Genomic DNA, 25,332 nt, shown 5'->3' with positions numbered 1-25,332 from the left:
AACGAGAAAATGTTCAGACCGCAGGACCCTGCGGCAGGTTCAATGCCGATTCTCCGGATTGTGAACTCGGCCATGCATTCATCGTGGCCTTGATCAGGGTGGCGAGCGGAATGGCGAAGAACGTCCCCCAGACTCCCCAGATGGAACCGAACAGGAGCACCGCAAGGATGATCGCGATCGGGTGCAGGCTGTTGGCCTCGGAAAACAGCCACGGCACCAGTACATTGCCATCGAGCACCTGGATCACCAGGTAGGCCAGCATCAGGTAACCGAACAGCGGGCTCAACCCCCATTGAAACAGCGCCACCAGCGCCACCGGCAGTGTCACCAGCACCGCGCCGACATAGGGAATCACCACCGACAACCCGACCAGAAATCCGAGCAGCAGCGAGTAGTCCAACCCGAACAGCATGAAGGTGATGATCGAGACGCTGCCGACGATCAGGATCTCCATGCCCTTGCCACGCACGTAATTTGCCAGTTGCAGATCCATTTCGTGCCAGATGCGGGACATCTGCGGCCGCCGCGCCGGCAGCAGCGCGGCAAACCAGGCGAGAATCACATGCCGGTCCTTGAGAAAGAAAAACACCAGCAACGGCACGATTACCAGGTAGATCGCCATGCCGATGAAACCCGGCAGGTGGGCAATGGAGAAGGAAAACGCGCTCTGTCCAAGGCGGGCAATATCGCGACTGCCGCTGTCGATGAGCTCCCTTGCCTGGCTCTCGCTGATCAGCGTGGGATAGCGATGCGGCAACAGCATCAATGCGTCGCGAACCGCGTCCACCATGCGCGGCAGATCCGCGAGCAGGTTGCCCAGCTGCCTCCACGCCAGCGGCAGCAGGATCAACAGAAACAGCAGGAACGCACCGATGAAAAGTGCGAAAGCGAGCCCCAGCGCCAGCGGCTCGGGCAGGCCGCGGCGCGCAAGCTGGCCGACCACGCCCTGCATCATGAACGCAAGCACCATGCTGGCTATCACCGGCGCCACCACATCGCCGATGGTGGCAATGACCAGCAGCGATCCGAGCAGCAACAGCAGAAGGATCACCGCTTCCTCTTCGGCGAAATAGCGATCGACCCACTTCTGGACGATTTTCAGCATCGGGGGGCAGCGCCGGTCGAATTCGCGCGCTTCTGCAGCAGATAGCTGTAAACGCCGTCAAGTTCCGTGGATTCGAGCAGTACATTGCCGCTCTGCTCGCAGAACACGCGGAAGTCACGCACCGAACCGGTATCGGTCGCGAGCACCCGCAGCAACGCCCCGGGCCCCAGCGCATTGAGGGCTTTCTTGGCCTTCAGCAGGGGCAACGGGCAGGACATGCCACGGGCATCCACTTCGTCAATCGGCAGTTGCATCGGCGGCACTGGTGGTCACGGATCGGCATGCTAGTATACGCGCGGCTTCCGGGCAGCCCAACGCATTGCGCGCAAGGAGGGAATTATTTGCGCTGCAGGCACTCAAAGCTCCCGACATTTCCAGGCACATGCACAGGACCTGCTCCCCGTTGCTGAAACCCGCTCCACGTTCCAGAGGCTTTGTGCGCGCGGCGCTCGTCTGCGGCTTTGCCGTGCTGTGCTGCCATGTCGCGGCACCGGCGACGGCGGTCGATATTGCACTGCCGGAACTTGGTGACACATCCTCGGCCTATGTATCTCCGCAGCAGGAACGCCGCATCGGCCAGGCCTGGCTGCGCATGTTCCGCAGCCAGGTGCGCACCGTTTCCGATCCCCTGCTCGAGGATTACCTGGAGCATGTGGTGTTCGATCTCGCGGCGCACAGCCAGCTCTCGGATGCGCATCTGACGGTGGTGGTGGTGGACAACCCGACGATCAATGCCTTTGCCGTACCCGGCGGGGTGGTCGGCATCCATGACGGCTTGCTGCTTTATGCCAAGCACGAGGATGAGCTGGCTTCGGTGATCGGGCACGAACTGGCGCACCTCAGCCAGCGCCATTTCGCGCGCAGCGTGGAGGAAGCCAAGCGCAATGCGGTGCCCAACATGCTCGCGCTGCTCACCAGCCTGGTGATCGCGGCCACGGCGGGCGGCGATGCGGGAATGGCGGCGATCACCACCAGCCAGGCCGCCATCCAGCAGCAGCAATTGCGCTTCAGCCGTTCACACGAACGCGAAGCCGACCGTATCGGCATGCTGACCCTGGTGAATGCCGGCTACGACGCCAACGGCATGCCCCGGATGTTCTCGCGCATGCTCGAGTCAATGCGCTACAACACGCGCCGGCCGCCGGAATTCCTGCTTTCGCACCCGGTCACCGAGAGCCGCGTCGCCGATGCCCAGAACCGCGCCCGCAACTACTCCGACCAGGGGCGCCAGGACAGCGAAGATTTCGGCTTGATGCAGGCGCGGGTACAGGTCGGCTTCGACGAGACGCCGGGCTACTCCATCAAGCGCTTTCGCGCGGAGATCGAAAAGGACGGCGGTCTCGCGATCGGCAATGTCTACGGACTGGTGCTTGCGCTCACCCGCGCCAACGAACTCGAGGCCGCGCGCAACGAGCTATCGCCGCTGCTGAAGAACTACCCCGGCAACATTGCCTTCACGCTCGCCGCATCCGATATCGACGTCGCTTCGGGCAGGGCCGCGGATGCCGTTTCCCGCCGGCGCAAGCTGCTGGCTCTGAATCCCGACAACCGGCCGCTCTCGATGAGCTATGCCGACGCGCTGCTGAAAACCGGCGATGCAAAAACCGCCGAACGGGTGCTGGTCAGCCAGTCAAAGCTCCACCCCGACGATCCGCAGGTGTGGTACGCACTGGCCGAAACCCACGGGCTGGCAGGCAACATCGTCGATGTTCATCGCGCGCGGGCCGAATATTTCATCCTCAACGGGGCCCTCGATCGCGCCGAGCGCCAGCTCGGCTATGCCCTCGACCTCGCCGATGGCAACTTCCACACCAGCGCGAGCGTGCAGGCGCGGATTGCGGATATCCAGGAAATGCGCCAGGAAATCGATTTGTAGACGAGACGGATTTCAGGCGTTGCCGCGCACCGCAACATGGCGTTCGCGCGAGAAATTCAGCATGCGCTGCAACGGCAGCATGGCCTTGGCGGCGAGTTGCTCGTCCACCTCGATTTCGTTGTCTTCCTGCTCCAGGGTGCTCAGCAACGCCTGCAGATCGTTCATCGCCATCCACGGGCAGTGCGAGCAGCTGCGACAGGTCGCGCCCTCGCCCGCGGTTGGCGCAATGATGAATTCCTTGTCCGGCACCTGCTTCTGCAGCTGATAGAAGATTCCCTGATCAGTTGCCACCACGAAGCGCGGATGCGGCAGCTTGCGCGCCGCTTCGATGATCTGCGTGGTGCTGCCCACCACATCGGCAAGGGCAATCACCGGCTGCGGCGATTCCGGGTGCACCAGCACGCCAGCGTCCGGGTAGACCCTCAACAGGTCTTCCACACCCTTGGCCTTGAACTCTTCGTGAACGATGCAGCTGCCGTCCCACAGCACCATATCGGCACCGGTTTCACGTTGCACCCAGGAGCCGAGATACTTGTCCGGCGCCCACAGGATCTTCTCGCCGCGACTGCCGAGGTACTCCACCACATCGAGTGCAATGCTCGACGTCACAACCCAGTCGGAGCGCGCCTTCACCGCGGCCGAGGTGTTGGCATAGACGACCACCGTGCGCTCCGGGTGCTCGTCGCAGAAGCGGGAAAAAAGATCGGGCGGGCAGCCCACATCGAGCGAACAGGTGGCTTCGAGCGTCGGCATCAGGACGCGTTTGGCGGGAGTCAGGATCTTGGCGGTTTCGCCCATGAAGCGCACCCCGGCAACCACCAGGGTGCTCGCCGGATGATCGTGACCGAAACGCGCCATCTGCAGCGAGTCCGACACGATTCCGCCGGTCTCCTCGGCAAGCGCCTGCACCAGCGGAGAGGTGTAATAGTGCGCCACCAGCACGGCATTCTTTTCGCGCAGCAGCGCGCTGATCCGGGTCTTGTAACCTGCGATTTCGGCTTGCGACAACTCGACCGGGTGCCGCGCATGCAGAAACGCCTTGACGAGTTCCGCCTCGGTTGCCATTTGCCCGAGATCCATCGGATCACCAGCCATCGTGTATTCCCCGTCCCGGTTTGGGGCGCGAATCATAGCACAGCGAATTTGCACGCCGACCGGCGCCCGGTCTCAGGCGGCTTCGTTCACCCAGGCGGGAACATGCGACCACGAACGCCGCATATCCTTGCGCATCCGCTCGAGTTCGGGCTCGAAGCGGTGCACTGTGCGCCAGAACCGCGCCGAATGATTCAGCTCGACGGTATGACAGAGTTCGTGCAGCAGCACATGGCGCGCGAGCTCCCGGGGCAGGAACAGCAACTGGTAATTCAGACTGATATCACCCTTCGCCGAACAACTTCCCCAACGGCTGCGCTGGGCACGGATCACGACACTGGAAAAAGGCAGCCCGGTCGCGGCCGAGACCTCCTCCAGCCATGCAGGCAGCACCTCGCGTGCACGACGACCGAGCCAGCGTACCAATGCGCGACGGCAGGCGCCGTGGTTCGCGCAATCACCGCTCAGCAGCAAACGACCCGCTCCGCTCTGGCGCACCCTCGCCGCGGCCGAAGGCGTGTAGCGATAGCAGATCTCCCAGCGCTCACCCAGCGCAGCGAGTTCAATGCAATCAGGCAATGCGACGCGGTCGCCCGTCGTGGGTTGCAGCTCGCCGATGCCCATCTGATCGATCTGGGTCGCAACCCAGCCACGCCAGCTCGCGGCCAGCTCCGTCAGCCACTGCCGGTCCACGCCCGGCGGTGTCACCATCACCACGCCATTGCGCGGATCGATCGTCAGCCGCACCCGACGACTGCGGCGCGACACGCGGATGCTGTAGGGCACCCGCCGTCCATCATCGAGTTCGATTGAATGCATGGTGGATCCAGGAATGACGGACTGCATTTTAGCGGGATAAGCAGGCACCGGCGAACTTGGTTTGCATCGATGGAAGATCGGCCGGGTCAGCGGTCGAACAATGACATATCCGGACGCGCGCACCTACTGCTTATGTGTACCTGGATACGCTGCCACTCGCGTTTATCGCCAGTCGCGAGGAGAAGCCGTCGGCCCCGGCGATCAAGAACAACGATGATGGCTACTCGCAGGCCACGAGCACCGGCACGTGGGAGCTGAAGACCACGGCCAATGATCCGTACGCCGCCAATGCTCTGAGCGCGGATTACCTGCTGGCCGTTGAGCCTGGTTTGTGCAGCTCCAGCCCATGGCCTGCAGTTAAGCTGCCGGCACCCCCATCTCCCGTTTCAGCCCGTAGAAATCCAGGTGCAACGACTTTTCGTCGTGGGTAATGGTGATTGTCTCTGGTTTCCTCGGCGCCTGCACGTACGGCGAGTCAAAGCGCGGGTACTCGAGGTCCCGAGGAACATTATCAATACGGAACTCTCCCTGGTACTGCAGTTCCAGCTCGCACCCGCTGCTCGAGTAACCAAGCCGGCCGTCCTCGTAGCGAAGGGGATTGGACATGATGCGCTGCTGGAGTTCCCCGAAACCGGCATCGCTGGTCTTGCTGCCCGCTTCGAATATCCAGTAACTGTCGCGTCCGGGCTGGATCAGGTCGTCGCTGGTGCCCTCGGCGCAATACAGCGGATTGAGTGCGATAAAGGCGGCGTATGCGAATATGGGGACAGATTTATCCTCGCATTGATGGAATAGAAATCGCGGCCGAGATACTGCAGCAGGATGCGCGCGGGCTCCAGAACCTGGGGTTCGCGCACCCTGCCCGCCATTGCCCCTGACCCGCCGGTCCGGGCGCCGACCTATAACGATGAAGGCCGCATCACTGCGCCCGACGAGCGAAGCACCGGCATAATTCGCGCAGGCACCAGGCGAGGCAAATGGACAGCATTTCCGACCCGCCCGACTACTCCTCCCTGCGCAGCAATGTCAGCTTTCTCGGCCGCCTGCTGGGCGGGTCACCTCGGTCACTCAGAATAAATAAATCCGTCCCCTTTTCCCCCTCTTTTCCCTTCCACCACGCCAATTTCTCGCAGCCAACCCCCGATTCTCGGGCTGGAAGCCCACTCAGACCCAGTTCTTCCGAAGTCGTTCCGCCTCGATATCGGTCGATTTTCCGGTCAGCAAACGTTTCATGCGCTTTCTCAAAAGCTTGAGAGGTCGGGCATCCTCGTAAACCAGGATAAAAATCTTGCGCATCGCTCCTTCCGGAGCGTTGATGGTCCTGACGCCGTGCCAGGAATTGCCTCTACGGCCAAAAATGACGCTGTGATTGTCCATCGTTTCGGCGACCCATTCCTGATCAAAGTCGTCGAAGGCGGGCGCCGAATCGCTCGGGAACCGGCCTTGGTCATCGAGGATCACCGTTTGACCGCCCCAGGCAGAATCCCATTCGTCACGGGTGTTCATGTAGAAGATATGTGAGCCGAGCTTTACCTGGGAATCGCAGTGCGGCGACACATCACAGCCGGTGGGGGCGTAGTGCCAATGCATCCGTAGACTGATCTGTTTCGTGCCCATCATCTCGTTCACGAATTGCCGGTATTCCGGGCTGCGCAGCTCTGCGATGAATGCTTCCCAGGCGGGAGAGATGTCCAGTCCGTCGTCGTACTCGAGGGTATAGCGGCGATGTTTGGCCTGATTGTTCTTGCGGACGTACCCAAAAGTGGATTCGAACAGGGAAATGTCGGGCATATTCGAAGTGAGCTCTGCAAGACCTTCGTCGGTCAAAAAGCCCTGCGGGTTGATCCACGGAAAGGGTCTCACCGCGCGAAAGGCCGCGGTGTCGATGCTTTTCAGGGTGTCGATATCGATGTATTTCAAGATGGAATCCTGTCAATTCCGGATTGGCCAAGCCTATCCGATCCGGACTCACTCAATCCAACAAGCGCCGAACGCGTCGACCGAAGAAGAAACATTTCTTCCCGGATGCAACTCCAGCCAGCGACACGGCGCCCACCAGCCACTTGCGGTGGCACCAGCGACCAAAAATCAGCCGCCGCGTGATTGGATTTTAGATTCTGGGCGTTCCGTTCGCAACGCTTTTGATGGAACGCAGAGACAAAAAAGCCCGGGGAAATTGGGCAAGCGTACTCGGTCGTGCTGGATTGACTCGCGCCTTCCGTGGCGCTCGCCCTGCGGGCGCCGGCGCTTCGCACCGGCGTCCAAATCGGCACTCCTGCCGATTTGTCGAACCGGCTGGTCGAACCATGACAACACGACCCACCACCCATAAAAAAGCCGGGGCGGCGTACTCGGTCGTGCTGGATTGACTCGCGCCTTCCGTGGCGCTCGCCCTGCGGGCGCCGGCGCTTCGCACCGGCGTCCAAATCGGCACTCCTGCCGATTTGTCGAACCGGCTGGTCGAACCATGACAACACGACCCACCACCCATAAAAAAGCCGGGCGTTGCCCGGCTTTTTTATGGGTGGTGGGTCGTGCTGGATTCGAACCAGCGACCAATTGGTTAAAAGCCAACTGCTCTACCAACTGAGCTAACGACCCTTTGAAGGACGCGTATGGTACCGATTGAACGATAAAAGACAAGGCATTTTTGGTGGCTTCAGAAATTCTGCTGCAGGTATTCACGGGCCAGGCGCGGTGCCGAACTGTCCGATCCCGCATAATCGTTGGCGACCTTCTGCAGCAGCTCTTTCGCGCGGGCGTCATCACCGTCCTGGTGATAGATGCGGCCCAGCTTGAACATCGCATCGGGCACCTTGCGGTTATCGCCAAAATTGTTCAGCAGGGTCTCGAAATTCCTTTTCGCGGCCGCATTGTCGCCATCCAGCAGATACAGTTCGCCGAGCCAGTAGTGCGCGTTACCGGTATAGGAACCGTTGGGGTATTGCGCCACGAAATCGTTGAACGCAACAATGGCTTCCGGAAACTGGCGGTTGCGCACCCGCTCATAGGCCGCCTGATAGGCGGGCTCCTCGCCGGCCGCGGGAGCCGTGCGTGGTGCGGTACTGGCTGCCATCGATGGCGCCGGAGCCGAAGGTGCCTGCGTGGCATCTATCGGGACATCGGACGCCGGAGCGGGATCAGGGGGTGGCGCTGCCGAGCCTCCGCCGATGCGGCGGTCGAGGCTGATGTAATCATCGAGCCGCTGCTGCTTGAGCTGGCGCAGTTCCTCCCCCTGCTCTTCGACAATGCCACGCAGCTTCATCAGCTCATCCTGCAGCACCTGCAACTGGTAGAAGAGCTCGCCGCTGGAATTGCCGGCAGCGGCGGCGACCGTCGCCTTGCTACTCGAGGGAACTGCCGCCGAACGGGGTGCGGGCGGCGCGCCAGCAGCACCTGGCTCCACGACCTCGACCTGCGCACAGGCCGGCTGGGCGAGCAAAACGACGGCCACCAGGGCCGTCAGGGCACGCATCACGCGCCGCGTCACTTCAGCTCGACGCGCCGGTTGCGCGACCAGCTGGCTTCATCCTCGCCAAGCGCTGCGGGGCGCTCTTCGCCATAGCTGATGGTTTCAACACGGCTGCGATCGATACCCTGCAGAATCAGGTATTGGGACACCGCCTTGGCACGGCGCTCGCCGAGTGCAAGATTGTATTCGCGCGTGCCGCGCTCATCGGCATGGCCTTCGATACGCACGGGCGTATTGCTGTTACGCAGGACCGCTGCCTGCGCATCGAGTGCGGCACGGATTTCCGGGCTCAGCTGCGACTGGTCGAAATCGAAATAAAACACGTACTGCAGACCACCCTGCTCCGCGCGCATGCGCATTTCCTCGGGTGTGAGACCCCCATCGGTGCCGGTACCGATCGAGGTGGCACTGCCGTCACCCATTGCGGTGCCGTCACCCATGGTGTCGCCGGTAGAGGCACCGCTGTCACCCTTGTTGCCGCTACAGGCGGCAACCATCGCGGCCAACATGACCATCGCTGCAAACCGACTCAATTTCAGGCTCTTCACGCTCACGGCTAGGGTATCCTCTGATGGACGGAATGATTTCATTTGATGTACGGGGACCACGCCGGCTCGCGCACATCACGCGAGGCTGAGGGCAGGAAATACTTGACATTGGCATCCACCGATACGACGCCGAGTATACCCTTACCCAATCGCTTCGTCGCGTAAATTATCATGCTCCCGTTGGGCGCGACACTGGGTGATTCGTCGTAACTGGTTTCAGTCAGCACCTTGACCGTGTTGCGCTGCAGATTCTGCAGTGCAATATGGAACGGGCCTCCTGGCTGGCTGCGGTGAACATAGATGATTCCCGACCCGTCGGGCATGGCGCGCGGACGGGCGTTGTAGGCTCCCTCGAATGTGAGGCGTTTGAGTTCGCGCGTCGTGATGTCGATCTGGTAGATGTGGGGTTTGCCACCGCGATCCGAGGTAAACAGCAATGATCGCCCGTCGGGCATCCAGGACGGCTCGGTATCGATCGCGAAGTGTTGGGTGAGGCGCGTGAACTGGCGCGTCACGAGGTCGAGCATGTAGATCTCGGGGTTGTCGTCCTTTGACAGCACCATCGCCATGCGCCGGCCATCGGGCGACCACGCGGGCGCGCTGTTGAGGCCCGGAAACGAGGTGAGCTTCTCGCGCTGGCCACTCGCGATGACCTGCTTGTAGATACCGGGGCGGTGATCCTCGAAGGACACATAGGCAAGCTGCTTGCCATCCGGCGACCAGGCCGGTGACAGGATCGGCTCCGATGATTCGAGGATCGTCTGGGCGCGCTCGCCATCGGCATCGGCCTTGATCAGACGGAAACTCTGGCGGTTCGGTCCAAGTTGCGCGGCGGAGACATAAGCCACCTTGGTGGAGAACGCTCCGCGCACACCGGTCAGCTTCTCGTACACCTTGTCACTGATATAGTGCGCAATGTCACGCAGTTGCGCCTCGGAGCCATTGACGGTTTCCTGCGACAGGCGACTCTGACGCAGCACATCGTGGAGTTCGAACTGCGCCCGGTAGAGACCCGCGGCATCGCGCGTCATGCGCCCGACCACCAGGTAATCGACCCCGAGCAGGCGCCAGTCGTTGTAGAACACTTCGGACTGATCGTGCGGTTGCGCGATCATGTCGGAAACCTTGAGCGGCGCGAACAGGCCGCTGCGCTGCAGATCCGCCGACACGATCGAGTCGATGGCCTCCGGCGGCAGCAGCCCGGGCGGAGCACCGAACGGCACCACCGCAATCGAGGTCGGGTTGTCATTGCCCGACGTGATCTCGATGGTCAGTTCGGCCGCACTCAACGCGCCGCAGAACAGCAACAGGACAATACCAGCAAAGCGCATGATCACAGACGCAAATCCTCCGGGTTAAACTTCAGCTGCAAGCTCCGGAGATGGCTCTCGAACACCTTGGGCGGTGCCTGGGCGACTTCCGGAAAGCGCGCGGCCCTGTGCACCGCGTTGATCGCAGAACGGTCGAAGGCCTCGTCGCCGCTGCTTTTCAGCACGCTTACCGCCACCACTTCGCCGGTCGGGATCAATTGTAGCCTCAATATCACTTCCATACCGCGCCGCGCGCTGGGCGGACGGCTCCAGTTGTCTTCTATGGCCGCCGCGATCGCATCGGTGTAGGTCATCGCGAACGCTTCGTCATTCTCGGCCTGCATGGCCTCGTCCTCGGCAGCGAGCGCCAGCGCCATCTCGCGCTCCATCTGGCGCTGGCGTTCAACCGCCTTGCGCTGCTGCTCTTCGCGCTGGCGCGCCTGCTGCTGCACCTTGGGATCGGGCGGAGGCTTCGCTGCCGGCTTGGCTTGTGGCTTCGCCTGCGGTTTTGGCTGCGGCTTCGGCGGCTGGGGTTTGGGTTTCGGCGCTTCCACCTTCGGTTTCGGCGGTTCGGCTTTCGGCTTGGGTGGCGGCGGCATGGGACGCGACGCGACGGCTTTCCGAGCCGGCTTCGCGCTCGCCTTGTCGAGCGTCACGAGCTGCGCCCGCACATGCCGCGGCACGACCCGCGCAGCGGGATCGCGGTTGTTTTGCCAATTCGCGGTCAGCGCCAGTATCAGCACTGCATGCAGCAGCACCGTGACCAGCGCAGGCAGAATGAACCCCTCCAGCGAGCGCATGCTTCAGGGATTCTCGGTCACCAGGCCGACATTTTTTGCGCCCGCCTTCTGCAACTCGGCCATCAGTGTCACGACGATCCCGTACGCCACCTTCTCGTCACCCCAGACCAGCACCGGCGTCTTGGGCTTTGCCTTGAGGATCTTGCTCACCTTGTCGCTGATCACCTCGAGGCTCGCGGATTTCTCCGGTTCGGCACCCAGGTTGATGTAAAAGCCGCCGTCGGCCTTGATCGAGACGATCAATGGCTCGTCATCCTGGTTGGAAATCGGCTCCGACGGCGCATCGGGCAGTTCCACCTCGACGCCCTGCATCAGCATCGGTGCGGTGATCATGAAAATAATGAGCAGGACCAGCATCACGTCGATATAGGGAACGACGTTGATCTCGGCGATGGGTTTGCGGCGTTGCCGTGGCATGATGGTTTCCTCGGAGCCTCAGGCGCTCTTTCTGACCGCGTGGGCCTGGCGATGGAGAATGCTGGAAAATTCCTCGGCGAAAGTTTCGTAGTTGGCAATCAGGTTCTCGACCCGCGCCGAGTAGCGGTTGTAGGCAATCACCGCAGGGATCGCCGCGAACAAGCCCATCGCGGTGGCAATCAGGGCTTCGGAGATACCGGGTGCCACGGTGGCGAGCGTCGCCTGGTGCACATTGGCGAGACCGCGGAAGGAGTGCATGATTCCCCAAACGGTACCGAAAAGACCCACATACGGACTGGTGGAGCCTACCGTCGCCAGGAAGGGCAGGTGACGCTCGAGATGCTCTTCCTCGCGCGAGAGTGCGACCCGCATCGCGCGCTGGGCACCTTCCATGATCGCGTCGGAATCGATGCCCTCTTGCTGACGCAGGCGGGTGAATTCCTTGAAGCCGGCGCGGAACAGGTTCTCGACGCCCTCGAGCCGTTCGCCGTTCTCGAGCCGGCTGCTGCCGTCACGGTAGAGCTGGCTGAGATCGATGCCCGACCAGAAGGTCTGCTCGAAACCCAGCAACTGCTGCTTCGCGCGGCGCAGCAACAGGGCACGCTGCACGATCATGCCCCAGGAGACGACCGAGGCCATGAACAGCAGCAACATCACCAGTTGCACCACGAAACTGGCGTTCAGCACCAGCTCCCAGAGCGATAACTCTTCGTTCACGTCATTTCTCCATTGCGATTAATCGGTTTGGGTCCCCGGGCCGCCGCCATTCAACACGGCGCGCATCCGCGCCGGCAGCGCGCAGGGTTTGCCGGTGGCCGGGCTCACGCATGCCACGCTGACCTCGGCGCGACAGATATCCTGCCCCGCGCGCAGGATCCGTTGCGCGAACAGCAGCCGGGCGCGGCCGCCGCCGCATAGCCGCGCACAGGCCATCAGTTCGTCATCGAGCCGCGCCGGGCTGAGGTAGTCGACCTGCAGCGAATTGACCACGAACATCAGGCCGGCCTCGGGCAGCGCGGGCCGGGCAAACCCGTGACTGCGCATCAGCTCGGTCCGTGCACGCTCGAAATATTTCAGGTAATTCACGTAATAGACGATGCCGCCAGCGTCCGTGTCTTCTATATATACCCGCAGCGGCAGCCGAAACTCGTCACTGCTCCAGCCGCCGCTCAAGGCTCATCCTCCGCCTGCCCGAGCAGATCCATATTGGCCATGCTGACCCGCGGCTGCAGTCCGAAGTGCAGATAGGCCGCGCGCGTGACCATGCGCCCGCGCGGGGTACGCATCATGTAACCCTGCTGGATCAGGAACGGCTCGAGCACGTCCTCGATCGTGCCCCGCTCCTCGCTGATGGCCGAGGCCAGGCTCTCCACGCCCACCGGACCGCCATCGAACTTCTCGATCATCGCCAGCAACAGCCGGCGATCCATGTGATCGAAGCCCTGTTGGTCGACGCTCAGCATGTTGAGCGCCGCGTCGGCGATCTGCGCACTGATCCGTCCGTCATGGCGCACCTGCGCGAAATCGCGCACCCTCCGCAACAGGCGGTTGGCGATACGTGGCGTGCCGCGCGCGCGGCGCGCGATCTCGCGCGCGCCGGCCTCCTCGAGTTCGATGCCGAGAATCCGTCCCGAGCGTGCCACGATCCAGGCGAGGTCCGCCACCGAATAGAACTCGAGACGCTGCACGATGCCAAAGCGATCACGCAGCGGCGAGGTCAGGAGTCCGGCGCGGGTGGTCGCACCCACCAGTGTGAACTGCGGCAACTCCAGCTTGATCGAACGCGCGGCCGGCCCCTCGCCGATCATGATGTCGAGCTGGAAATCCTCCATTGCCGGGTACAGCACCTCTTCCACCTGGGGGCTCAGACGGTGGATCTCGTCGATGAACAGCACGTCGCCCGGCTCGAGGTTGGTCATCAGTGCGGCGAGATCGCCGGCTTTCTCGAGCACCGGACCCGAGGTGCTCCTCATCGACACACCCATCTCGTTGGCGATGATATGGGCCAGTGTGGTCTTGCCCAGACCCGGCGGCCCGTAGATCAGCGTGTGATCGAGCGCTTCCTTGCGACCACGCGCGGCCGCCACGAAGATCTCCATCTGTTCGCGCGCCACCGGTTGCCCCACGTAATCGGCAAGCGTGCGCGGGCGCACCGCACGATCGATGACGTCCTCATTCTGCTTGACCTCGGCGGCCACCAGGCGGTCGGTTTCGATCATGCTGCGCTCCTCATGCACGCGCCTTGCCCTGCAGGGCGCGCCGGATCAGCTCCTCGCTCTCGAGCACCTCGTCATCGAGCGCTGCCGAGACCGCGCGCGCGGCTTCCTGCGGCTTGTAGCCGAGCGCTATCAGCGCGCTCTCGGCATCCTGCACCATGCGATTGCGACTCGTGGCGACGATATCGGAGGACGGCGTCGCGACACTTCCCCCGGACAGCTCCGGGCGCCACTCGTCGAGGCGATCACGCATCTCGACAATCAGCCGCTCGGCGGTTTTCTTGCCCACGCCAGGCAGGTTCACCAGTGCGCGTGCGTCATTGCGCTGCACGCTGCGCACGAACTCCTCGGAATCCATGCCCGAGAGAATCGCCAGCGCGAGCTTGGGCCCGACCCCGCTGACCCGGATCAGCGTGCGGAACAGGCTGCGGTCCTCGCGCTGCCAGAAGCCGTAGAGTTGCTGCGCGTCCTCGCGCACCACGAAATGCGTGTACAGCACCACTTCCTGCCCCGGGGCTGGCAGCTTGTAGAAGGTGCTGAGCGGCGCCTGCAACTCGTAACCCACGCCATGCACGTCGATGACCAGCTCGGGCGCCTGCTTCTCGAGGATGATGCCACGTATCCGACCGATCATCTGGGGGCCCCTGAATGACTCATCGCAGGCGCCCGCGGCGCGTGCCAACCGCTCCCGGAAGACGCTCCAGGCTCTGACGCGTGTGAGCATGGCACAGCGCCGCGGCGAGTGCATCGGCGGCATCGGCCTGCGGTGCCGCGGGAAGCTTCAGCAAGGTACGCACCATGTGCTGCACCTGCTCCTTGTTCGCGGCTCCGGTGCCCACGACGGACTGCTTGATGCGGCGTGCCGAGTACTCGAACACCGGCAGGCCGCGATGCACCGCGGCCACGATGGCCGCTCCGCGTGCCTGTCCGAGCTTCAGCGCCGAACCCGCGCTCTTCGCCATGAACACCTGTTCGACCGCCACTTCGACCGGAGCGTGCTGTTCGATGATCTCGCCCATGCATTCGAAAATGCGCTTCAGGCGCAACGGCAATTCCTCGCTGCCAAGCCTGATGCAGCCGCTGCTGATGTACTCGAGCCGGCTGCCTTCGGAGCGTATCAGCCCGAAACCGGTGACACGCGACCCCGGATCGACACCCAGGATCACCGCCACCTCAAACTCCGCGCAGCCGGATATGCAGCTCTTTGAGCTGTGCCTCGTCCACCAGGCCCGGCGCCTCGGTCAGCAGGCAATTCGCGCTTTGTGTCTTCGGGAATGCGATGACGTCACGTATCGAGGCCGAATCGGTCATCAGCATCACCAACCGATCCAGACCGAAGGCGAGACCACCGTGCGGCGGGCAGCCGAAACGCAGCGCATCGAGCAGGAAGCCGAACTTCTCGCGCGCTTCCTCCTCGCCTATGCCAAGGATGCGGAATACCGATTGCTGGGTCTCGGGCGTATGGATACGCAGCGATCCGCCACCAAGCTCGGTGCCGTTCAGCACCATGTCGTAGGCCTGCGAGAGCGCTCCGGCAGGGTTGCTGACCAGATCCTCCGGCGCACAGGCAGGGCGGGTAAACGGATGGTGCAGCGCGATCCAGCGTCCCTTGTCGTTTTGCTCGAACATCGGGAAATCCACCACCCACAACGGCGCCCACTTGCAGGTATAGAGGTTCAGGTCCGCACCAAGCCGGCAACGCAGGGCACCCAGCGCCTCGTTCACGATGCGCGTCTTGTCGGCACCGAAAAACACCAGATCGCCATTGACAGCACCCACACGTGCCAGCAATTCGCGACGCACATCCAGGGGCAGGAACTTGACCACCGGCGATTGCAGTCCCGCCTCGAGGTCGGTGCTGTCGTTGACCTTGATATAAGCGAGGCCGCGCGCGCCGTAGATCCCGACAAAGCGCGTGTAATCATCGATCTGCTTGCGGCTCAGCAGCGCCGCACCGCCGGGAACCCGGAGCGCGGCCACTCTTCCCCCCGGATCATTGGCCGGCGCGGAGAACACCTGGAAATCGACCTCGCGCATCAGGTCGCGCACTTCCACCAGTTCGAGCGGAATACGCAGATCCGGCTTGTCGCTGCCGAACCGTTCCATCGCATCGCCCCACGCGAGAACCGGGAACTCGCCCAGTTCGACCCCCAGCACCTGCGAAAACAGGCTGCGGACCATTTCCTCGGACACCCTGGTGATCTCTTGCTGGTCGGCAAAGGAGAACTCGATATCCACCTGGGTGAACTCGGGTTGGCGATCCGCGCGCAGATCCTCGTCGCGAAAGCACTTCACGATCTGGTAGTAACGATCCACGCCTGCGACCATCAACAGCTGCTTGAACAATTGCGGCGATTGCGGCAGCGCAAAGAACCGTCCCGGATGGGTGCGGCTAGGCACCAGGTAGTCGCGCGCGCCCTCGGGGGTGGCGCGCGTCAGCATCGGCGTCTCGACATCCATGAAGCCGCGCGTGCCGAGAAAATTGCGGATCGCCATCGTGACATCGGAGCGCAGACGCAGGTTGTTCAGCATCTCCGGGCGGCGCAGGTCCAGATAGCGATACCGCAAACGGGTCTCTTCTCCGACACTGACGTGCTCGTCCAGCTGGAATGGCGGCGTATCCGAGGAATTCAGGATCTCGACCTCGAGCGCATAGACCTCCACCTGACCCGTCTTCATCGCGGGGTTCACCGTGCCCTCGCCCCGCGCACGCACCCGGCCACGCACCCGCAGCACGTATTCACTGCGCACCCGGTCGGCGGTATCGAAATGCTCTCCCGAATCCGGATCGAACACCACCTGCACGATACCCTCGCGGTCGCGCAGATCGACGAAGATCACGCCACCATGATCGCGCCGGCGATCGGCCCAGCCGCAGAGCGTTACTTCCTGAGCGACGTGCGCCGTGCTGATATCGCCGCAATAATGAGTGCGCATGCTGGTTTTCCGGGGGTGAGACAGGAACGACGCGCTTCAGGCGCCCGTTGCGGAAGTCGTGGTGCTCCCGCCGGATGTTGCGGCCGGCTTGGTCGCGGCAGCAGGGGCCGCCGACTCGCCCCCTCCCGGAGATGGGGTCGAGCCGCTGCCCGCACCAGTATCCCCGGCAATGTTCTTCTTGCTGCCGCTCTTGAAGTCAGTCTCGTACCAGCCGCTGCCTTTCAAACGGAAACCGGCCGCACTGATCTTCTTCTTCAGGGCCGCCTCGCCGCATTGGGGGCAGACGCTGAGCGGAGCATCCGAGAGCTTCTGCAATTTCTCCAGTTCGTGTTCGCACGTCTGGCACTGATACTCGTAGATGGGCATGTGAGCGACCCCTGCTGGTTATCCCGTGAATGCATCCGGACACGCCGCAAACAGGGACGTCCCCGAAAAAGTGCGCGATTATACCGCAGCCATGCTGCCGCGAATAAGCCAACTCGTCCCGGTTTTCACCTCGCGGCGATCGAAATCCGCTGCCGCGCGGACGGTTGGCGCGGCAGCGCACCGGCGATGGTGGTGCAATAAAAATGCTTTGCGATGTTGCCGTGCCGAAGTGAATGCATTATATATACGCTCGCTGTACGCCGAAGCACGCAAAAAGTCCCGTAATTGCAGCATTTGAGAAGGCTTCCCTGGCCGGGAAGCCACCCCACAAACCCACTGATAAACGAGAAGGAATCAACATGGCCGCTGGAAAAAAGAAAGCCGCCAAGGCAGCTCCCAGGAAAGCTGCTGGCAAGACCCCTGCAACAAAGGCTGCGCCCAAGACAGCCCCGAAGAAAGCTGCGGCCGCCGCAGCGCCAAAGCCGACCGCCGTCAAGGAGCGGTGGAGCAAGACCCAGATCCTGAATGAACTGACTGCGCGCGCAGCGGTATCGCGCAAGCAGGCCAGCGCAATGATCGAAGAGCTGGGCAGCATCATCGGTCGCCACATCAGCAAGAACGGCCCCGGCGAGTTCGTGCTGCCCGGCATGCTGAAGATCAACACCCGGAAAAAGCCGGCGGTGAAGGCCGGGATGCGCAAGAACCCGTTCACCGGCGAGATGGCGATGGGCAAGGCGAAGCCCGCGTCGGTATCCGTCAAGATACGGCCTCTCAAGAAGCTGAAGGACATGGCGGGCTGATCGAGGCACGCCGAAAACCCCCCGCGAGCAATCCCGGGGGGTTTTTTTTATGCCTCCATACCGCGACTCGCCCCAGCGGCAGCAGGCTGGCGCAATTTTCCCGCAGCTGCTTTTCGGTATATGGCAGCGCCGGCGCGCCGCGGCACCAGGATGATCCAGGGATAGTTGCTGTCGTTCATCAACAGCACGCGGCACAGCGCAAGGTCGCCGAGCGTGATGCAATCGCGCGCGAGTTGCTCATGCAACACGAATGCATCGGCATTTTCCGCCATTGGAACCATCCCCCGCGCCGGCATGGCAGCCTGTACGCTGCGTGCATGGAATCGTAGAATCCGCTCTGACCTCAAGCGCAACCGCCCCCGGAAAACAAGCCGTATGCATGCCAGCCAGATCCTGATCGCGACCCTCAAGCAAACTCCCTCCGATGCCGAGGTCATCAGCCATCAGCTGATGTTGCGGGCGGGCCTGATCCGGCGTCTCGCATCGGGCCTCTACAGCTGGTTGCCGATGGGGCTTCGCGTGTTGCGCAAGGTCGAGACCATCGTGCGCGAGGAAATGAACCGCAGCGGTGCACAGGAGCTGTTGATGCCCGTGGTCCAGCCGGGAGAACTGTGGCAGGAATCGGGGCGCTGGGCACAGTACGGCCCCGAATTGCTGCGCCTTGCGGACCGTCACCAGCGTCCCTTTTGCCTCGGCCCGACCCATGAAGAGGTCATTACCGATATTGCCCGCAACGAGTTGCGCAGCTACCGCCAGCTGCCGGTGAACTTCTATCAGATACAGACCAAGTTCCGTGACGAGATACGGCCCCGCTTCGGCGTGATGCGGGCCCGCGAATTCATCATGAAGGATGCTTACTCCTTTCACCTCGACGCGAGCTCGCTCGACGAGACCTATCGCGCGATGTACCGCGCCTACACTCGCATCTTCGAGCGCGTCGGGCTCGAATTCCGTGCCGTGCTCGCCGACACCGGCAGCATCGGCGGCAGCGAATCGCACGAGTTCCACGTGCTTGCGGATTCCGGGGAGGACGCGATTGCCTTCAGCAGCACCGGCGAGTTTGCCGCCAACGTGGAAAAGGCCGAAGCACTCGCACCGGCCGCGGACTGCAGCGCGCCGCTCGAGGAGAACACGCTGGTCGCCACACCCGGTGCGCACACCATCGCGGCTGTGGCGGCACTGCTCGAACTGCCCGAATCGCAGCTGCTGAAGACCCTGGTGGTGGACGGTTGCGAAGACGGACCGGCACTGGTTGCTCTGGTGCTGCGCGGCGACCACCAGTTGAATGCGGTAAAGGCGCAGTCGCACCCGCTGGTCGCTTCCCCGCTGCGCCTGGCGGACGAGGCGGCGATCGCGGACGCGCTGGGATGTCGCCCGGGGTCGCTGGGACCGGTCGGCATCGGCATACCGGTACTGGTCGATCGCAGCGCATTGGCCGTCAGCAACTTCGTTTGTGGCGCGAACCGCGAAGGTCATCACCTGCGCGGAGTCAACTGGGGCCGGGACTGCGTACCCGCCGAGGTGTGCGATCTGCGCAACGTGGTCGATGGCGACCCCAGCCCCGATGGGCATGGCACCCTGACGGTGCGCCGCGGCATCGAGGTCGGTCATATATTCAAGCTCGGCGACAAATACAGCGCGGCGCTCGGCGCACGGGTCCTGGATGAGGCCGGCAGCGAGCGCACGCTCACGATGGGCTGTTACGGCATCGGCGTGTCACGCATCGTGGCGGCCGCGATAGAGCAGAACAACGATGCCCAGGGCATCATCTGGCCCGCCGCAATCGCACCTTTCACGGTGGCGTTGCTGCCGCTGAACATGCAGAAGTCGGCAACCGTGAAGACCGCGGCGCTGTCGCTGTATGCGCAGCTCATGGCTGCCGGCGTCGATGTGCTGCTCGATGACCGTGACGAGCGGCCCGGGGTGAAATTCGCCGACATGGAACTCATCGGCATCCCGCACCAGGTGGTGATCGGCGAGCGTTCGCTCGGCAACGGCATGGTCGAGTACAAGCAACGCGCCGGCGGGGGTGATCGGGAGGAAGTGGCGGTATCGGATATCGTGCCGCGACTGCTGCACGAACTGCGCCGCCTCATGCAAAAAGGCTGATCGCGGCCGGTATTCAGCCCGCGCGCAGCCAGTCGGCTATCTGTTCCGCATAATAGGTAAGCACCAGGTCGGCTCCGGCGCGGCGAAACGCCACCATGGTCTCCAGAACCAGAGCCCGCTCGTCCATGACTCCGGCGGCTACCGCGGCCTTGATCATCGCGTACTCGCCGCTGACCTGGTAGACCGCCAACGGTCGGCTGCAGCGCTCGCGAATCCTGTGCAACACATCGAGGTAGGCCATCCCCGGCTTGACCATCAGGATGTCCGCGCCCTCTTCCTCGTCGAGCACCGATTCCGCCACTGCCTCGCGGCCGTTGGCGATATCCATCTGGTAGCTGGAGCGCTCGCCCTTGAAACCGCTGTCCACCGCGTCGCGGAACGGCCCGTAAAATGCGGACGCGAATTTCGTCGAATAGGACATGATCGGAAGCTGGGTGAAACCCGCCGCATCGAGGGTCGTGCGCAGCGTCCGCACCGTGCCGTCCATCATGCCCGAGGGCGCCAGCATGTCGACTCCGGCCTGCGCCGCGACCAGCGCCTGCAGCCCGAGATTCGCCAGCGTGTCATCGTTCAGCACCTGCTCACCGTCGACAACGCCGCAGTGACCATGATCGGTATATTCACAGAAACAGTTGTCACTGATCACGACCATGTCCGGCGCAGCAGCCCGCGCCGCCCGAATCATGCGCGCCATCAGGCCATCGGGACTCCAGCTGTCGCTGCCGCGGACATCCTTGTGATGGGATACGCCGAAGAGTATGACGGCACGGATTCCCTTGCTCCAAGCCCGCGCCACGCGCTCCCCCAGCATCGCCTCGGGATAGCGAAACACCCCGGGCATGGAGATGATCGGCACCGGTTGCCCGATTTTTTCCTCGACGAATATCGGCAGGATCAGATCATCGGTCGCAAGCGCGTTCTCCCGCACCAACCGGCGCAATCCCTCGCTGCGGCGCAGGCGTCGAAAACGAAAGGGCAGCTCGATCATGCAACGACCTCCAGGGCTGACAGCCCGCGCCATCAAACCCCGATACTGCCGAGCAGCATCAGCACGTTGTTGACGATCGCGCTGAGATTCGGATGCGAGGCCTCGAAACCGGAAATGGAACGCTCGAACTCCTGCACCAGCCCAGCGGGGTCGGACAGCGCGCGCTCCTGCTCGAGCTCCCTTTCGACCTCGCGCGAAAGCTGCTCCAGCCCGGCAAGGGCATCGCGGTCCCCGTCATCGGCGCGCGCAATCTCCTCGCGCAGCCGTGTCAGGTTCTCTCGCAGTTTTTCGATTGGCATATATCAAACCCCGGATCGGTGTGTTCGGCAAACCTGCGCCAATGTGCGCAACGCGGCAGTGGCGTCGGGGTGATTACTCCCGGTAAGTGGCGAGCGAGACATCGTAGACACCCGCCTCGCGCGCCTGATCGGCAATGCCGGCAAATATCCCGGTGTCGGATTCATCATGCGCGCGGATCACCACCGCCGCCTTCGGATTCTCGGCATGAAGCTGCTCTACGTTGGCGCGTACCGAGCGCACATCGATGCGCCGGTCGGCAATCCAGATTTCATTGCTGGAAGTGACCGTCAGCAGGATATTCTTGTTCTCGGCATCCGCTTCGCTCTGTTGTGACTGCGGCCGTGTCACCTGGATGCCGACTTCCTTGACGAAGGAAGCCGTGACAATGAAAAAAATCAGCATGATGAACACCACATCGAGCATCGGCGTCAGATCGATATCCGACTCGTCGCTCTCCGCGCGGCGGCGCGCAATCCTCGATGCCATGACCAGTCCCCGCCCCGTGGCTGTTGCGCCTCATTCTACAGGAGCCACGCGCACCGATACCAGCGTGGTTCAGGCTTGCGCGGCCCCTGCCGGACAGTCGAGCACAGCCGCCACCAGGTGCAGCAATTCGCCCGCCTGCCCCTCGGGCAACCCATCGGTGGCCAGAGCCGCACGGCAACCCTTGATGATGCGCGGCTTCAGCAATGGATAGGCCGCCCGCAAACGCCACATCCCGGAAAACAGCGACGGCCAGTCGATCGCGGCATTGTCGAGCATGCGCAAACCGTCCAGCCGGGTCGCGCTGGCCGCGCGCGCGAACGCTTGCGCGGCTTCGTCGGTGCCGGGGTGGACGGCAAATGCCAGGCCGGAAAACAACAGGCTGATCGGTCCCTGCAATTGCTCGAGTCTCGAATAACGCGCACGAACCGCGCGCAGCTCGCCCGGTGACGCCACCAGGTGGCGCTGCAGGAAGATACTGATCACCATCTCGCGCAGATCGATGCGCCCATCGAGCCCGACGAGGTCCATGACCAGGTCCCACAGCTCGACGCGAACATCGCCCGGCAATTGCTTGAGAGCGGGCATGCACAGCCCGAGCAATGCGAGCGTATCCACGCACTGGCCAGCGGCGAGCTCGATCAGCCCGCGCACCCGCTGCGCCAGCAACGGCATGCGCTGCTCGACCAGCGCGAGTTGGGCCGCATCCGCGTCGCTGCCGGCATCGAGCAGACAGAAAATGATCACGGCGGGAGCCGAACGGATATCGCGGCACGCTGCCCGCAGCTCCGGGTACGGCTCTTCCCGCCCGCCAGGAAAAGCCGTTGCCAACGCTGCGACACCGATCGCTGTCGCAGCAGGCGTTGCGGACGAGCGGGCATCTCGCGGTGTTTCGCAAGCCTCGCCAGTCCGCATGCGCGGCGCGGCAAATCGACCATTCCATGCCGGGTCCACCCGGCGGATGCGCTCTTCCAGCGGCGGATGGGTCGCGAACCAGCGGGTCGCCACACCCTGGGCGAACAGCAGGTGACTTGCCTCTTCGGCGCGTTCTGCACGCAGCAAGCCGTGTTGCTGCAAGCCGCCGATTCTGCTGAGCGCACTGGCCAGTCCCGAAGACTGGCGGGTGAACTGCACCGCGGAGGCATCGGCCAGAAACTCGCGTTGTCGCGCCACTCCTGCTTTTATCAGGCGCCCGCACAGCACGCCTGCGAAGCCGATGCCAAGCAATGCCGCGCCGACCAGCAACACCGGCAGCGCGGAATCGCGCCGCCCGCGTATCGCCACCACCGGGCGGCGCGAGCCCTGAAGCAGCACCCGCCCCGCGTAGGCGATGAACAGGATGCCATGCAGCAATGCCATCAAGCGTATATTGAGCCGCATATCACCGTTGAGGATATGGCTGAATTCATGACCCAGCACACCCTGCAGCTCATCACGGTCGAGTTGTTGCAACGCACCCTCGGTAATGCCGATCACCGCATCGTCGGTGGAATGACCTGCCGCGAAGGCATTGATACCCATTTCCGGCAGCACATATACCGGCGGCACCGGGATGGAAGCGGCGATCGCCAATTCCTCGACGCTGTTGAGCAGCCTGCGCCGTGCCGGCGTGCTGGTATCGGGAGACACCAGGACACCGTCGAGCAGCTCGGCAACCGCCCTGCCACCATGGGCGAGCTGTACCGACTTCCACAGGCTCGCGAGCGCCACCGTGCTTGCCACTCCCAGCGAGATGCCAAGCATCAGTGGGGTGCTCAGATAGGCGAGCGGCCCGAGCGACGGCGACGCGCGATCGAGGGCGGGTGCGTGCACCACGTTTCCCCAGGTTCCGAACAGATGCTCGTCGAACATCCACAAGCCGAAGGCAATGGCGAGATTGCTGAGCAGGATCAGCGCCAGCACGGCGCCGCCAAACAGGACCAGTAACCAGCGGGTGTTGCGGCGCGCCTGGTCCTGCGCGGCAAAAAAATCCACGCCTGCGCTCAGAAGGATACTTTGGGGGCCACCTGCAGCGTCGCGCGCGGCGTATCGATTTCGAGCAGCGCGGCATCCTTGGCATGACCGAAGCGATTGGCGATGAGCACCTGCGGGAAGCTCTGCCGGCAGGTGTTGTAGGCGGCAACCGCATCGTTGAATGCCTGGCGCGCAAAGGCCACGCGATTCTCGGTCGAGCTCAGCTCCTCGGACAGTTGCATCATGTTCTGGTTTGCCTTCAGATCGGGATAGGCTTCCACCGCGACACTCAGGCGACCGAGCGCCCCACCGAGCGCAGTCTCCGCTGTGCCAAGCGTCTGGATCGCGGCGGCGTCGGACGGGTCCTTCGCGGCCCGTGCCAGGCCGGCCATCGCCGCATTGCGGGCATTGGTCACGGCTTCAAGCGTTTCGCGCTCGTGACCAAGGTAGGCCTTGGCGGTCTCGACCAGGTTGGGGATCAGGTCATAACGGCGCTTGAGCTGCACATCGATCTGTGCGAACGCATTGCGATAGCGGTTGGCCAGCGCGACCAGCGAGTTGTAGATGGCTACGCCCCACGCGACGAGCGCGGCGCACAGACCAAGAAACACCAGCATTGCTGTCGACATCCGGACTTCTCCCGTTGGCAGTACCGGGCACGACTATAGCGCCAAAATCACCGCGCGGCACCCGCCCCGATCAGGCCAATGCGGCGGCGGCGCAATCCAGATACCGTTCGACGATCGCCGCGACCTGTTCCGGCGGAGCCGTTTTCATGCCACCGGCCGCTCCTTTCATCAATCGCGCATACACGCCCTCGACGATGCAGGCCTGTTTCCACCAGCCGAAAGCCATATGGAACTCGCGGTTGCCAAGATCGAAACCGGTCTGCTCGACGTAGCAGGCAATGACAGCATCGCGTCGTGGAAACCGTGGCGCGCGCGTCGGTGAATCCGCAAGAAACGAAATCCCGTCTTCGGGCTCCGCCCAGTACATCAGCGACCAGAAGAAATCAGCCACCGGATCACCGATGGTGCAGAGCTCCCAGTCGAGCACCGCGCGAACCCGGAAATCAGCCCCGAGCACGGTATTGTCGAAGCGATAATCGCCGTGCGCGAGTGCCGGCCTGCAGGTCTCGACGGGAATATTGGCCGCCAGGCGTTCATGAATCTGTCCCAGCAACGGCAAATCCCGGGTCGCGGAGGACTCCACCTGGCGGCGCCAGCGCGCGAGCTGGCGCGCGACATAGCCACCGTGACGACCGAGATCGCCGAGCCCGATCGCCGCCGGATCGAGGGTATGCAATGCCGCCTGGGTCGCGACCAGCGAGCGCATCGCGCGCTCGCAGGCGTCGGCATCCATGTGCGCGGCGCCGGCGCGATCGCGCAGTATCAGCCCCTCGACGAATTCCATCACGTAGAACCGCTCGCCGGTCACTGACAAATCGTCGCAAAAAGCCATCATCCGCGGCACCGGCACCGCGGTTTGGTGGGCGCCGAGCGCGCTCATGATGCGCCATTCGCGGTGCATGTCGTGTGCGGTGGCAAGTGCCGCGCTCGATGGCGGGCGGCGCAGGATTCGGCGAACGCCCTGTGCATCCTCGAGCAGGTAGGTGAGATTCGAACCGCCCGCGGCAATCAGACGGAACACGAACGGAGCGCGGGCTCCGGTGACATGAGCCTCTACCCACTCGCTGACACGCGCCGTATCGATACCGCGTGGCGATGACTCATCGGACATG

Annotated in this window: 27 protein-coding genes, 1 tRNA gene and 1 pseudogene; 3 read left to right on the top strand and 26 right to left on the bottom strand. The window is 63.2% G+C overall.

Annotated elements, in window-relative coordinates:
- Positions 1-13: 13 nt before the first annotated feature.
- Positions 14-1,105, bottom strand: a complete 1,092-nt coding sequence (locus IPF49_13990; GenBank protein MBK6288715.1) for an AI-2E family transporter — start codon at positions 1,103-1,105, stop codon at positions 14-16.
- On the bottom strand, positions 1,099-1,359 hold the full coding sequence (locus IPF49_13985; GenBank protein ID MBK6288714.1) for a sulfurtransferase TusA family protein: 261 nt from the start codon (positions 1,357-1,359) through the stop codon (positions 1,099-1,101). The genes IPF49_13990 and IPF49_13985 overlap by 7 nt, the downstream gene beginning before the upstream one ends.
- 149 nt (positions 1,360-1,508) lie before the next feature.
- Between IPF49_13985 and IPF49_13980 the strand changes: the two genes are divergently transcribed.
- On the top strand, positions 1,509-2,981 hold the full coding sequence (locus tag IPF49_13980; protein MBK6288713.1) for a M48 family metallopeptidase: 1,473 nt from the start codon (positions 1,509-1,511) through the stop codon (positions 2,979-2,981).
- A gap of 12 nt (positions 2,982-2,993) precedes the next feature.
- Here the strand turns inward: IPF49_13980 and nadA are convergent, their stop codons facing one another.
- The 17 genes from nadA to IPF49_13895 form a co-directional block, all read right to left on the bottom strand.
- Positions 2,994-4,061: a quinolinate synthase NadA gene (nadA, locus tag IPF49_13975; protein MBK6288712.1), complete on the bottom strand. Its 1,068-nt coding sequence runs from the start codon at positions 4,059-4,061 to the stop codon at positions 2,994-2,996.
- Positions 4,062-4,148: 87 nt separating this feature from the next.
- Complete coding sequence (locus IPF49_13970; protein MBK6288711.1) at positions 4,149-4,892, bottom strand: M48 family metallopeptidase; 744 nt, start codon at positions 4,890-4,892, stop codon at positions 4,149-4,151.
- A 357-nt stretch (positions 4,893-5,249) separates the two neighbouring features.
- Complete coding sequence (locus tag IPF49_13965) at positions 5,250-5,498, bottom strand: hypothetical protein (protein MBK6288710.1); 249 nt, start codon at positions 5,496-5,498, stop codon at positions 5,250-5,252.
- A gap of 558 nt (positions 5,499-6,056) precedes the next feature.
- The gene (locus tag IPF49_13960; GenBank protein ID MBK6288709.1) at positions 6,057-6,812 is read right to left on the bottom strand and encodes a 2OG-Fe(II) oxygenase; all 756 of its coding nucleotides are present in this window, start codon (positions 6,810-6,812) and stop codon (positions 6,057-6,059) included.
- Between the two features lie 605 nt (positions 6,813-7,417).
- Positions 7,418-7,493, bottom strand: a tRNA-Lys gene (locus IPF49_13955).
- A 58-nt stretch (positions 7,494-7,551) separates the two neighbouring features.
- Positions 7,552-8,382 (bottom strand): tol-pal system protein YbgF, encoded by an 831-nt coding sequence (ybgF, locus tag IPF49_13950; protein MBK6288708.1) that lies wholly within the window; start codon positions 8,380-8,382, stop codon positions 7,552-7,554.
- The gene (pal, locus tag IPF49_13945; GenBank protein ID MBK6288707.1) at positions 8,379-8,912 is read right to left on the bottom strand and encodes a peptidoglycan-associated lipoprotein Pal; all 534 of its coding nucleotides are present in this window, start codon (positions 8,910-8,912) and stop codon (positions 8,379-8,381) included. The genes ybgF and pal overlap by 4 nt, the downstream gene beginning before the upstream one ends.
- A 38-nt stretch (positions 8,913-8,950) precedes the next feature.
- Positions 8,951-10,243, bottom strand: coding sequence for a Tol-Pal system protein TolB (gene tolB / locus IPF49_13940; GenBank protein ID MBK6288706.1), 1,293 nt, complete (start codon positions 10,241-10,243; stop codon positions 8,951-8,953).
- 2 nt (positions 10,244-10,245) lie between these two features.
- Positions 10,246-11,022, bottom strand: coding sequence for a TonB C-terminal domain-containing protein (locus IPF49_13935; GenBank protein MBK6288705.1), 777 nt, complete (start codon positions 11,020-11,022; stop codon positions 10,246-10,248).
- A 3-nt stretch (positions 11,023-11,025) separates the two neighbouring features.
- Positions 11,026-11,439 (bottom strand): protein TolR, encoded by a 414-nt coding sequence (gene tolR, locus IPF49_13930; GenBank protein ID MBK6288704.1) that lies wholly within the window; start codon positions 11,437-11,439, stop codon positions 11,026-11,028.
- An 18-nt stretch (positions 11,440-11,457) separates the two neighbouring features.
- A complete protein-coding gene (tolQ, locus tag IPF49_13925; protein MBK6288703.1) occupies positions 11,458-12,156 on the bottom strand; it encodes a protein TolQ in 699 nt (232 codons plus the stop codon).
- Between the two features lie 18 nt (positions 12,157-12,174).
- On the bottom strand, positions 12,175-12,612 hold the full coding sequence (gene ybgC, locus IPF49_13920; protein MBK6288702.1) for a tol-pal system-associated acyl-CoA thioesterase: 438 nt from the start codon (positions 12,610-12,612) through the stop codon (positions 12,175-12,177).
- Complete coding sequence (ruvB, locus tag IPF49_13915) at positions 12,609-13,658, bottom strand: Holliday junction branch migration DNA helicase RuvB (GenBank protein ID MBK6288701.1); 1,050 nt, start codon at positions 13,656-13,658, stop codon at positions 12,609-12,611. The genes ybgC and ruvB overlap by 4 nt, the downstream gene beginning before the upstream one ends.
- A gap of 10 nt (positions 13,659-13,668) precedes the next feature.
- Positions 13,669-14,289 carry a Holliday junction branch migration protein RuvA gene (ruvA, locus tag IPF49_13910; protein MBK6288700.1) on the bottom strand — a complete coding sequence of 207 codons (621 nt, stop codon included), beginning with the start codon at positions 14,287-14,289 and terminating at the stop codon, positions 13,669-13,671.
- A gap of 19 nt (positions 14,290-14,308) precedes the next feature.
- On the bottom strand, positions 14,309-14,827 hold the full coding sequence (gene ruvC, locus IPF49_13905; protein ID MBK6288699.1) for a crossover junction endodeoxyribonuclease RuvC: 519 nt from the start codon (positions 14,825-14,827) through the stop codon (positions 14,309-14,311).
- Position 14,828: 1 nt separating this feature from the next.
- Entirely contained in the window at positions 14,829-16,592 is a 1,764-nt protein-coding gene (gene aspS / locus IPF49_13900) for an aspartate--tRNA ligase (GenBank protein ID MBK6288698.1), read from the bottom strand.
- Positions 16,593-16,628: 36 nt separating this feature from the next.
- Positions 16,629-16,958, bottom strand: coding sequence for a zinc ribbon domain-containing protein (locus IPF49_13895; protein ID MBK6288697.1), 330 nt, complete (start codon positions 16,956-16,958; stop codon positions 16,629-16,631).
- A 359-nt stretch (positions 16,959-17,317) separates the two neighbouring features.
- On the opposite strand from IPF49_13895, the gene IPF49_13890 reads away from it, so the two are divergent.
- The gene (locus IPF49_13890; GenBank protein ID MBK6288696.1) at positions 17,318-17,758 is read left to right on the top strand and encodes an HU family DNA-binding protein; all 441 of its coding nucleotides are present in this window, start codon (positions 17,318-17,320) and stop codon (positions 17,756-17,758) included.
- 131 nt (positions 17,759-17,889) lie between these two features.
- Here IPF49_13890 and IPF49_13885 read toward each other — a convergent pair.
- Positions 17,890-18,030 (bottom strand): annotated as a pseudogene (locus IPF49_13885) (HIT family protein).
- 103 nt (positions 18,031-18,133) lie between these two features.
- On the opposite strand from IPF49_13885, the gene IPF49_13880 reads away from it, so the two are divergent.
- Positions 18,134-19,867, top strand: coding sequence for a proline--tRNA ligase (locus IPF49_13880; protein ID MBK6288695.1), 1,734 nt, complete (start codon positions 18,134-18,136; stop codon positions 19,865-19,867).
- A gap of 13 nt (positions 19,868-19,880) precedes the next feature.
- Here IPF49_13880 and hemB read toward each other — a convergent pair whose 3' ends face one another.
- The 6 genes from hemB to IPF49_13850 all read right to left on the bottom strand — a co-directional run bounded on the left by hemB (position 19,881) and on the right by IPF49_13850 (position 25,331).
- Positions 19,881-20,855 carry a porphobilinogen synthase gene (gene hemB, locus IPF49_13875; GenBank protein ID MBK6288694.1) on the bottom strand — a complete coding sequence of 325 codons (975 nt, stop codon included), beginning with the start codon at positions 20,853-20,855 and terminating at the stop codon, positions 19,881-19,883.
- A gap of 32 nt (positions 20,856-20,887) precedes the next feature.
- Positions 20,888-21,154 carry a DUF4404 family protein gene (locus IPF49_13870; GenBank protein MBK6288693.1) on the bottom strand — a complete coding sequence of 89 codons (267 nt, stop codon included), beginning with the start codon at positions 21,152-21,154 and terminating at the stop codon, positions 20,888-20,890.
- Positions 21,155-21,227: 73 nt separating this feature from the next.
- Positions 21,228-21,641 (bottom strand): biopolymer transporter ExbD, encoded by a 414-nt coding sequence (locus tag IPF49_13865; GenBank protein MBK6288692.1) that lies wholly within the window; start codon positions 21,639-21,641, stop codon positions 21,228-21,230.
- Positions 21,642-21,710: 69 nt separating this feature from the next.
- Positions 21,711-23,612, bottom strand: coding sequence for a M48 family metallopeptidase (locus IPF49_13860; protein ID MBK6288691.1), 1,902 nt, complete (start codon positions 23,610-23,612; stop codon positions 21,711-21,713).
- An 8-nt stretch (positions 23,613-23,620) separates the two neighbouring features.
- On the bottom strand, positions 23,621-24,220 hold the full coding sequence (locus tag IPF49_13855; protein ID MBK6288690.1) for a LemA family protein: 600 nt from the start codon (positions 24,218-24,220) through the stop codon (positions 23,621-23,623).
- A gap of 70 nt (positions 24,221-24,290) precedes the next feature.
- The gene (locus IPF49_13850; GenBank protein ID MBK6288689.1) at positions 24,291-25,331 is read right to left on the bottom strand and encodes a phosphotransferase family protein; all 1,041 of its coding nucleotides are present in this window, start codon (positions 25,329-25,331) and stop codon (positions 24,291-24,293) included.
- Between the last annotated feature and the right edge of the window lies 1 nt (position 25,332).

The organism is Gammaproteobacteria bacterium, from assembly GCA_016705365.1.
Lineage (GTDB): Bacteria > Pseudomonadota > Gammaproteobacteria > Pseudomonadales > UBA5518 > UBA5518.
This window is presented reverse-complemented; position numbering and strand designations above follow the sequence as displayed.

Excerpts from the sequence above, each read along its gene's own strand:
- IPF49_13990 (MBK6288715.1), bottom strand. The coding sequence starts at position 1,105 with ATGCTGAAAATCGTCCAGAAGTGGGTCGATCGCTATTTCGCCGAAGAG.
- IPF49_13985 (MBK6288714.1), bottom strand. The coding sequence starts at position 1,359 with ATGCAACTGCCGATTGACGAAGTGGATGCCCGTGGCATGTCCTGCCCG.
- nadA (MBK6288712.1), bottom strand. The coding sequence starts at position 4,061 with ATGGATCTCGGGCAAATGGCAACCGAGGCGGAACTCGTCAAGGCGTTT.
- IPF49_13970 (MBK6288711.1), bottom strand. The coding sequence starts at position 4,892 with ATGCATTCAATCGAACTCGATGATGGACGGCGGGTGCCCTACAGCATC.
- IPF49_13965 (MBK6288710.1), bottom strand. The coding sequence starts at position 5,498 with ATGTCCAATCCCCTTCGCTACGAGGACGGCCGGCTTGGTTACTCGAGC.
- tolB (MBK6288706.1), bottom strand. The coding sequence starts at position 10,243 with ATGCGCTTTGCTGGTATTGTCCTGTTGCTGTTCTGCGGCGCGTTGAGT.
- IPF49_13935 (MBK6288705.1), bottom strand. The coding sequence starts at position 11,022 with ATGCGCTCGCTGGAGGGGTTCATTCTGCCTGCGCTGGTCACGGTGCTG.
- tolR (MBK6288704.1), bottom strand. The coding sequence starts at position 11,439 with ATGCCACGGCAACGCCGCAAACCCATCGCCGAGATCAACGTCGTTCCC.
- ruvB (MBK6288701.1), bottom strand. The coding sequence starts at position 13,658 with ATGATCGAAACCGACCGCCTGGTGGCCGCCGAGGTCAAGCAGAATGAG.
- ruvA (MBK6288700.1), bottom strand. The coding sequence starts at position 14,289 with ATGATCGGTCGGATACGTGGCATCATCCTCGAGAAGCAGGCGCCCGAG.
- aspS (MBK6288698.1), bottom strand. The coding sequence starts at position 16,592 with ATGCGCACTCATTATTGCGGCGATATCAGCACGGCGCACGTCGCTCAG.
- IPF49_13895 (MBK6288697.1), bottom strand. The coding sequence starts at position 16,958 with ATGCCCATCTACGAGTATCAGTGCCAGACGTGCGAACACGAACTGGAG.
- IPF49_13890 (MBK6288696.1), top strand. The coding sequence starts at position 17,318 with ATGGCCGCTGGAAAAAAGAAAGCCGCCAAGGCAGCTCCCAGGAAAGCT.
- IPF49_13880 (MBK6288695.1), top strand. The coding sequence starts at position 18,134 with ATGCATGCCAGCCAGATCCTGATCGCGACCCTCAAGCAAACTCCCTCC.
- hemB (MBK6288694.1), bottom strand. The coding sequence starts at position 20,855 with ATGATCGAGCTGCCCTTTCGTTTTCGACGCCTGCGCCGCAGCGAGGGA.
- IPF49_13870 (MBK6288693.1), bottom strand. The coding sequence starts at position 21,154 with ATGCCAATCGAAAAACTGCGAGAGAACCTGACACGGCTGCGCGAGGAG.
- IPF49_13865 (MBK6288692.1), bottom strand. The coding sequence starts at position 21,641 with ATGGCATCGAGGATTGCGCGCCGCCGCGCGGAGAGCGACGAGTCGGAT.
- IPF49_13855 (MBK6288690.1), bottom strand. The coding sequence starts at position 24,220 with ATGTCGACAGCAATGCTGGTGTTTCTTGGTCTGTGCGCCGCGCTCGTC.
- IPF49_13850 (MBK6288689.1), bottom strand. The coding sequence starts at position 25,331 with ATGTCCGATGAGTCATCGCCACGCGGTATCGATACGGCGCGTGTCAGC.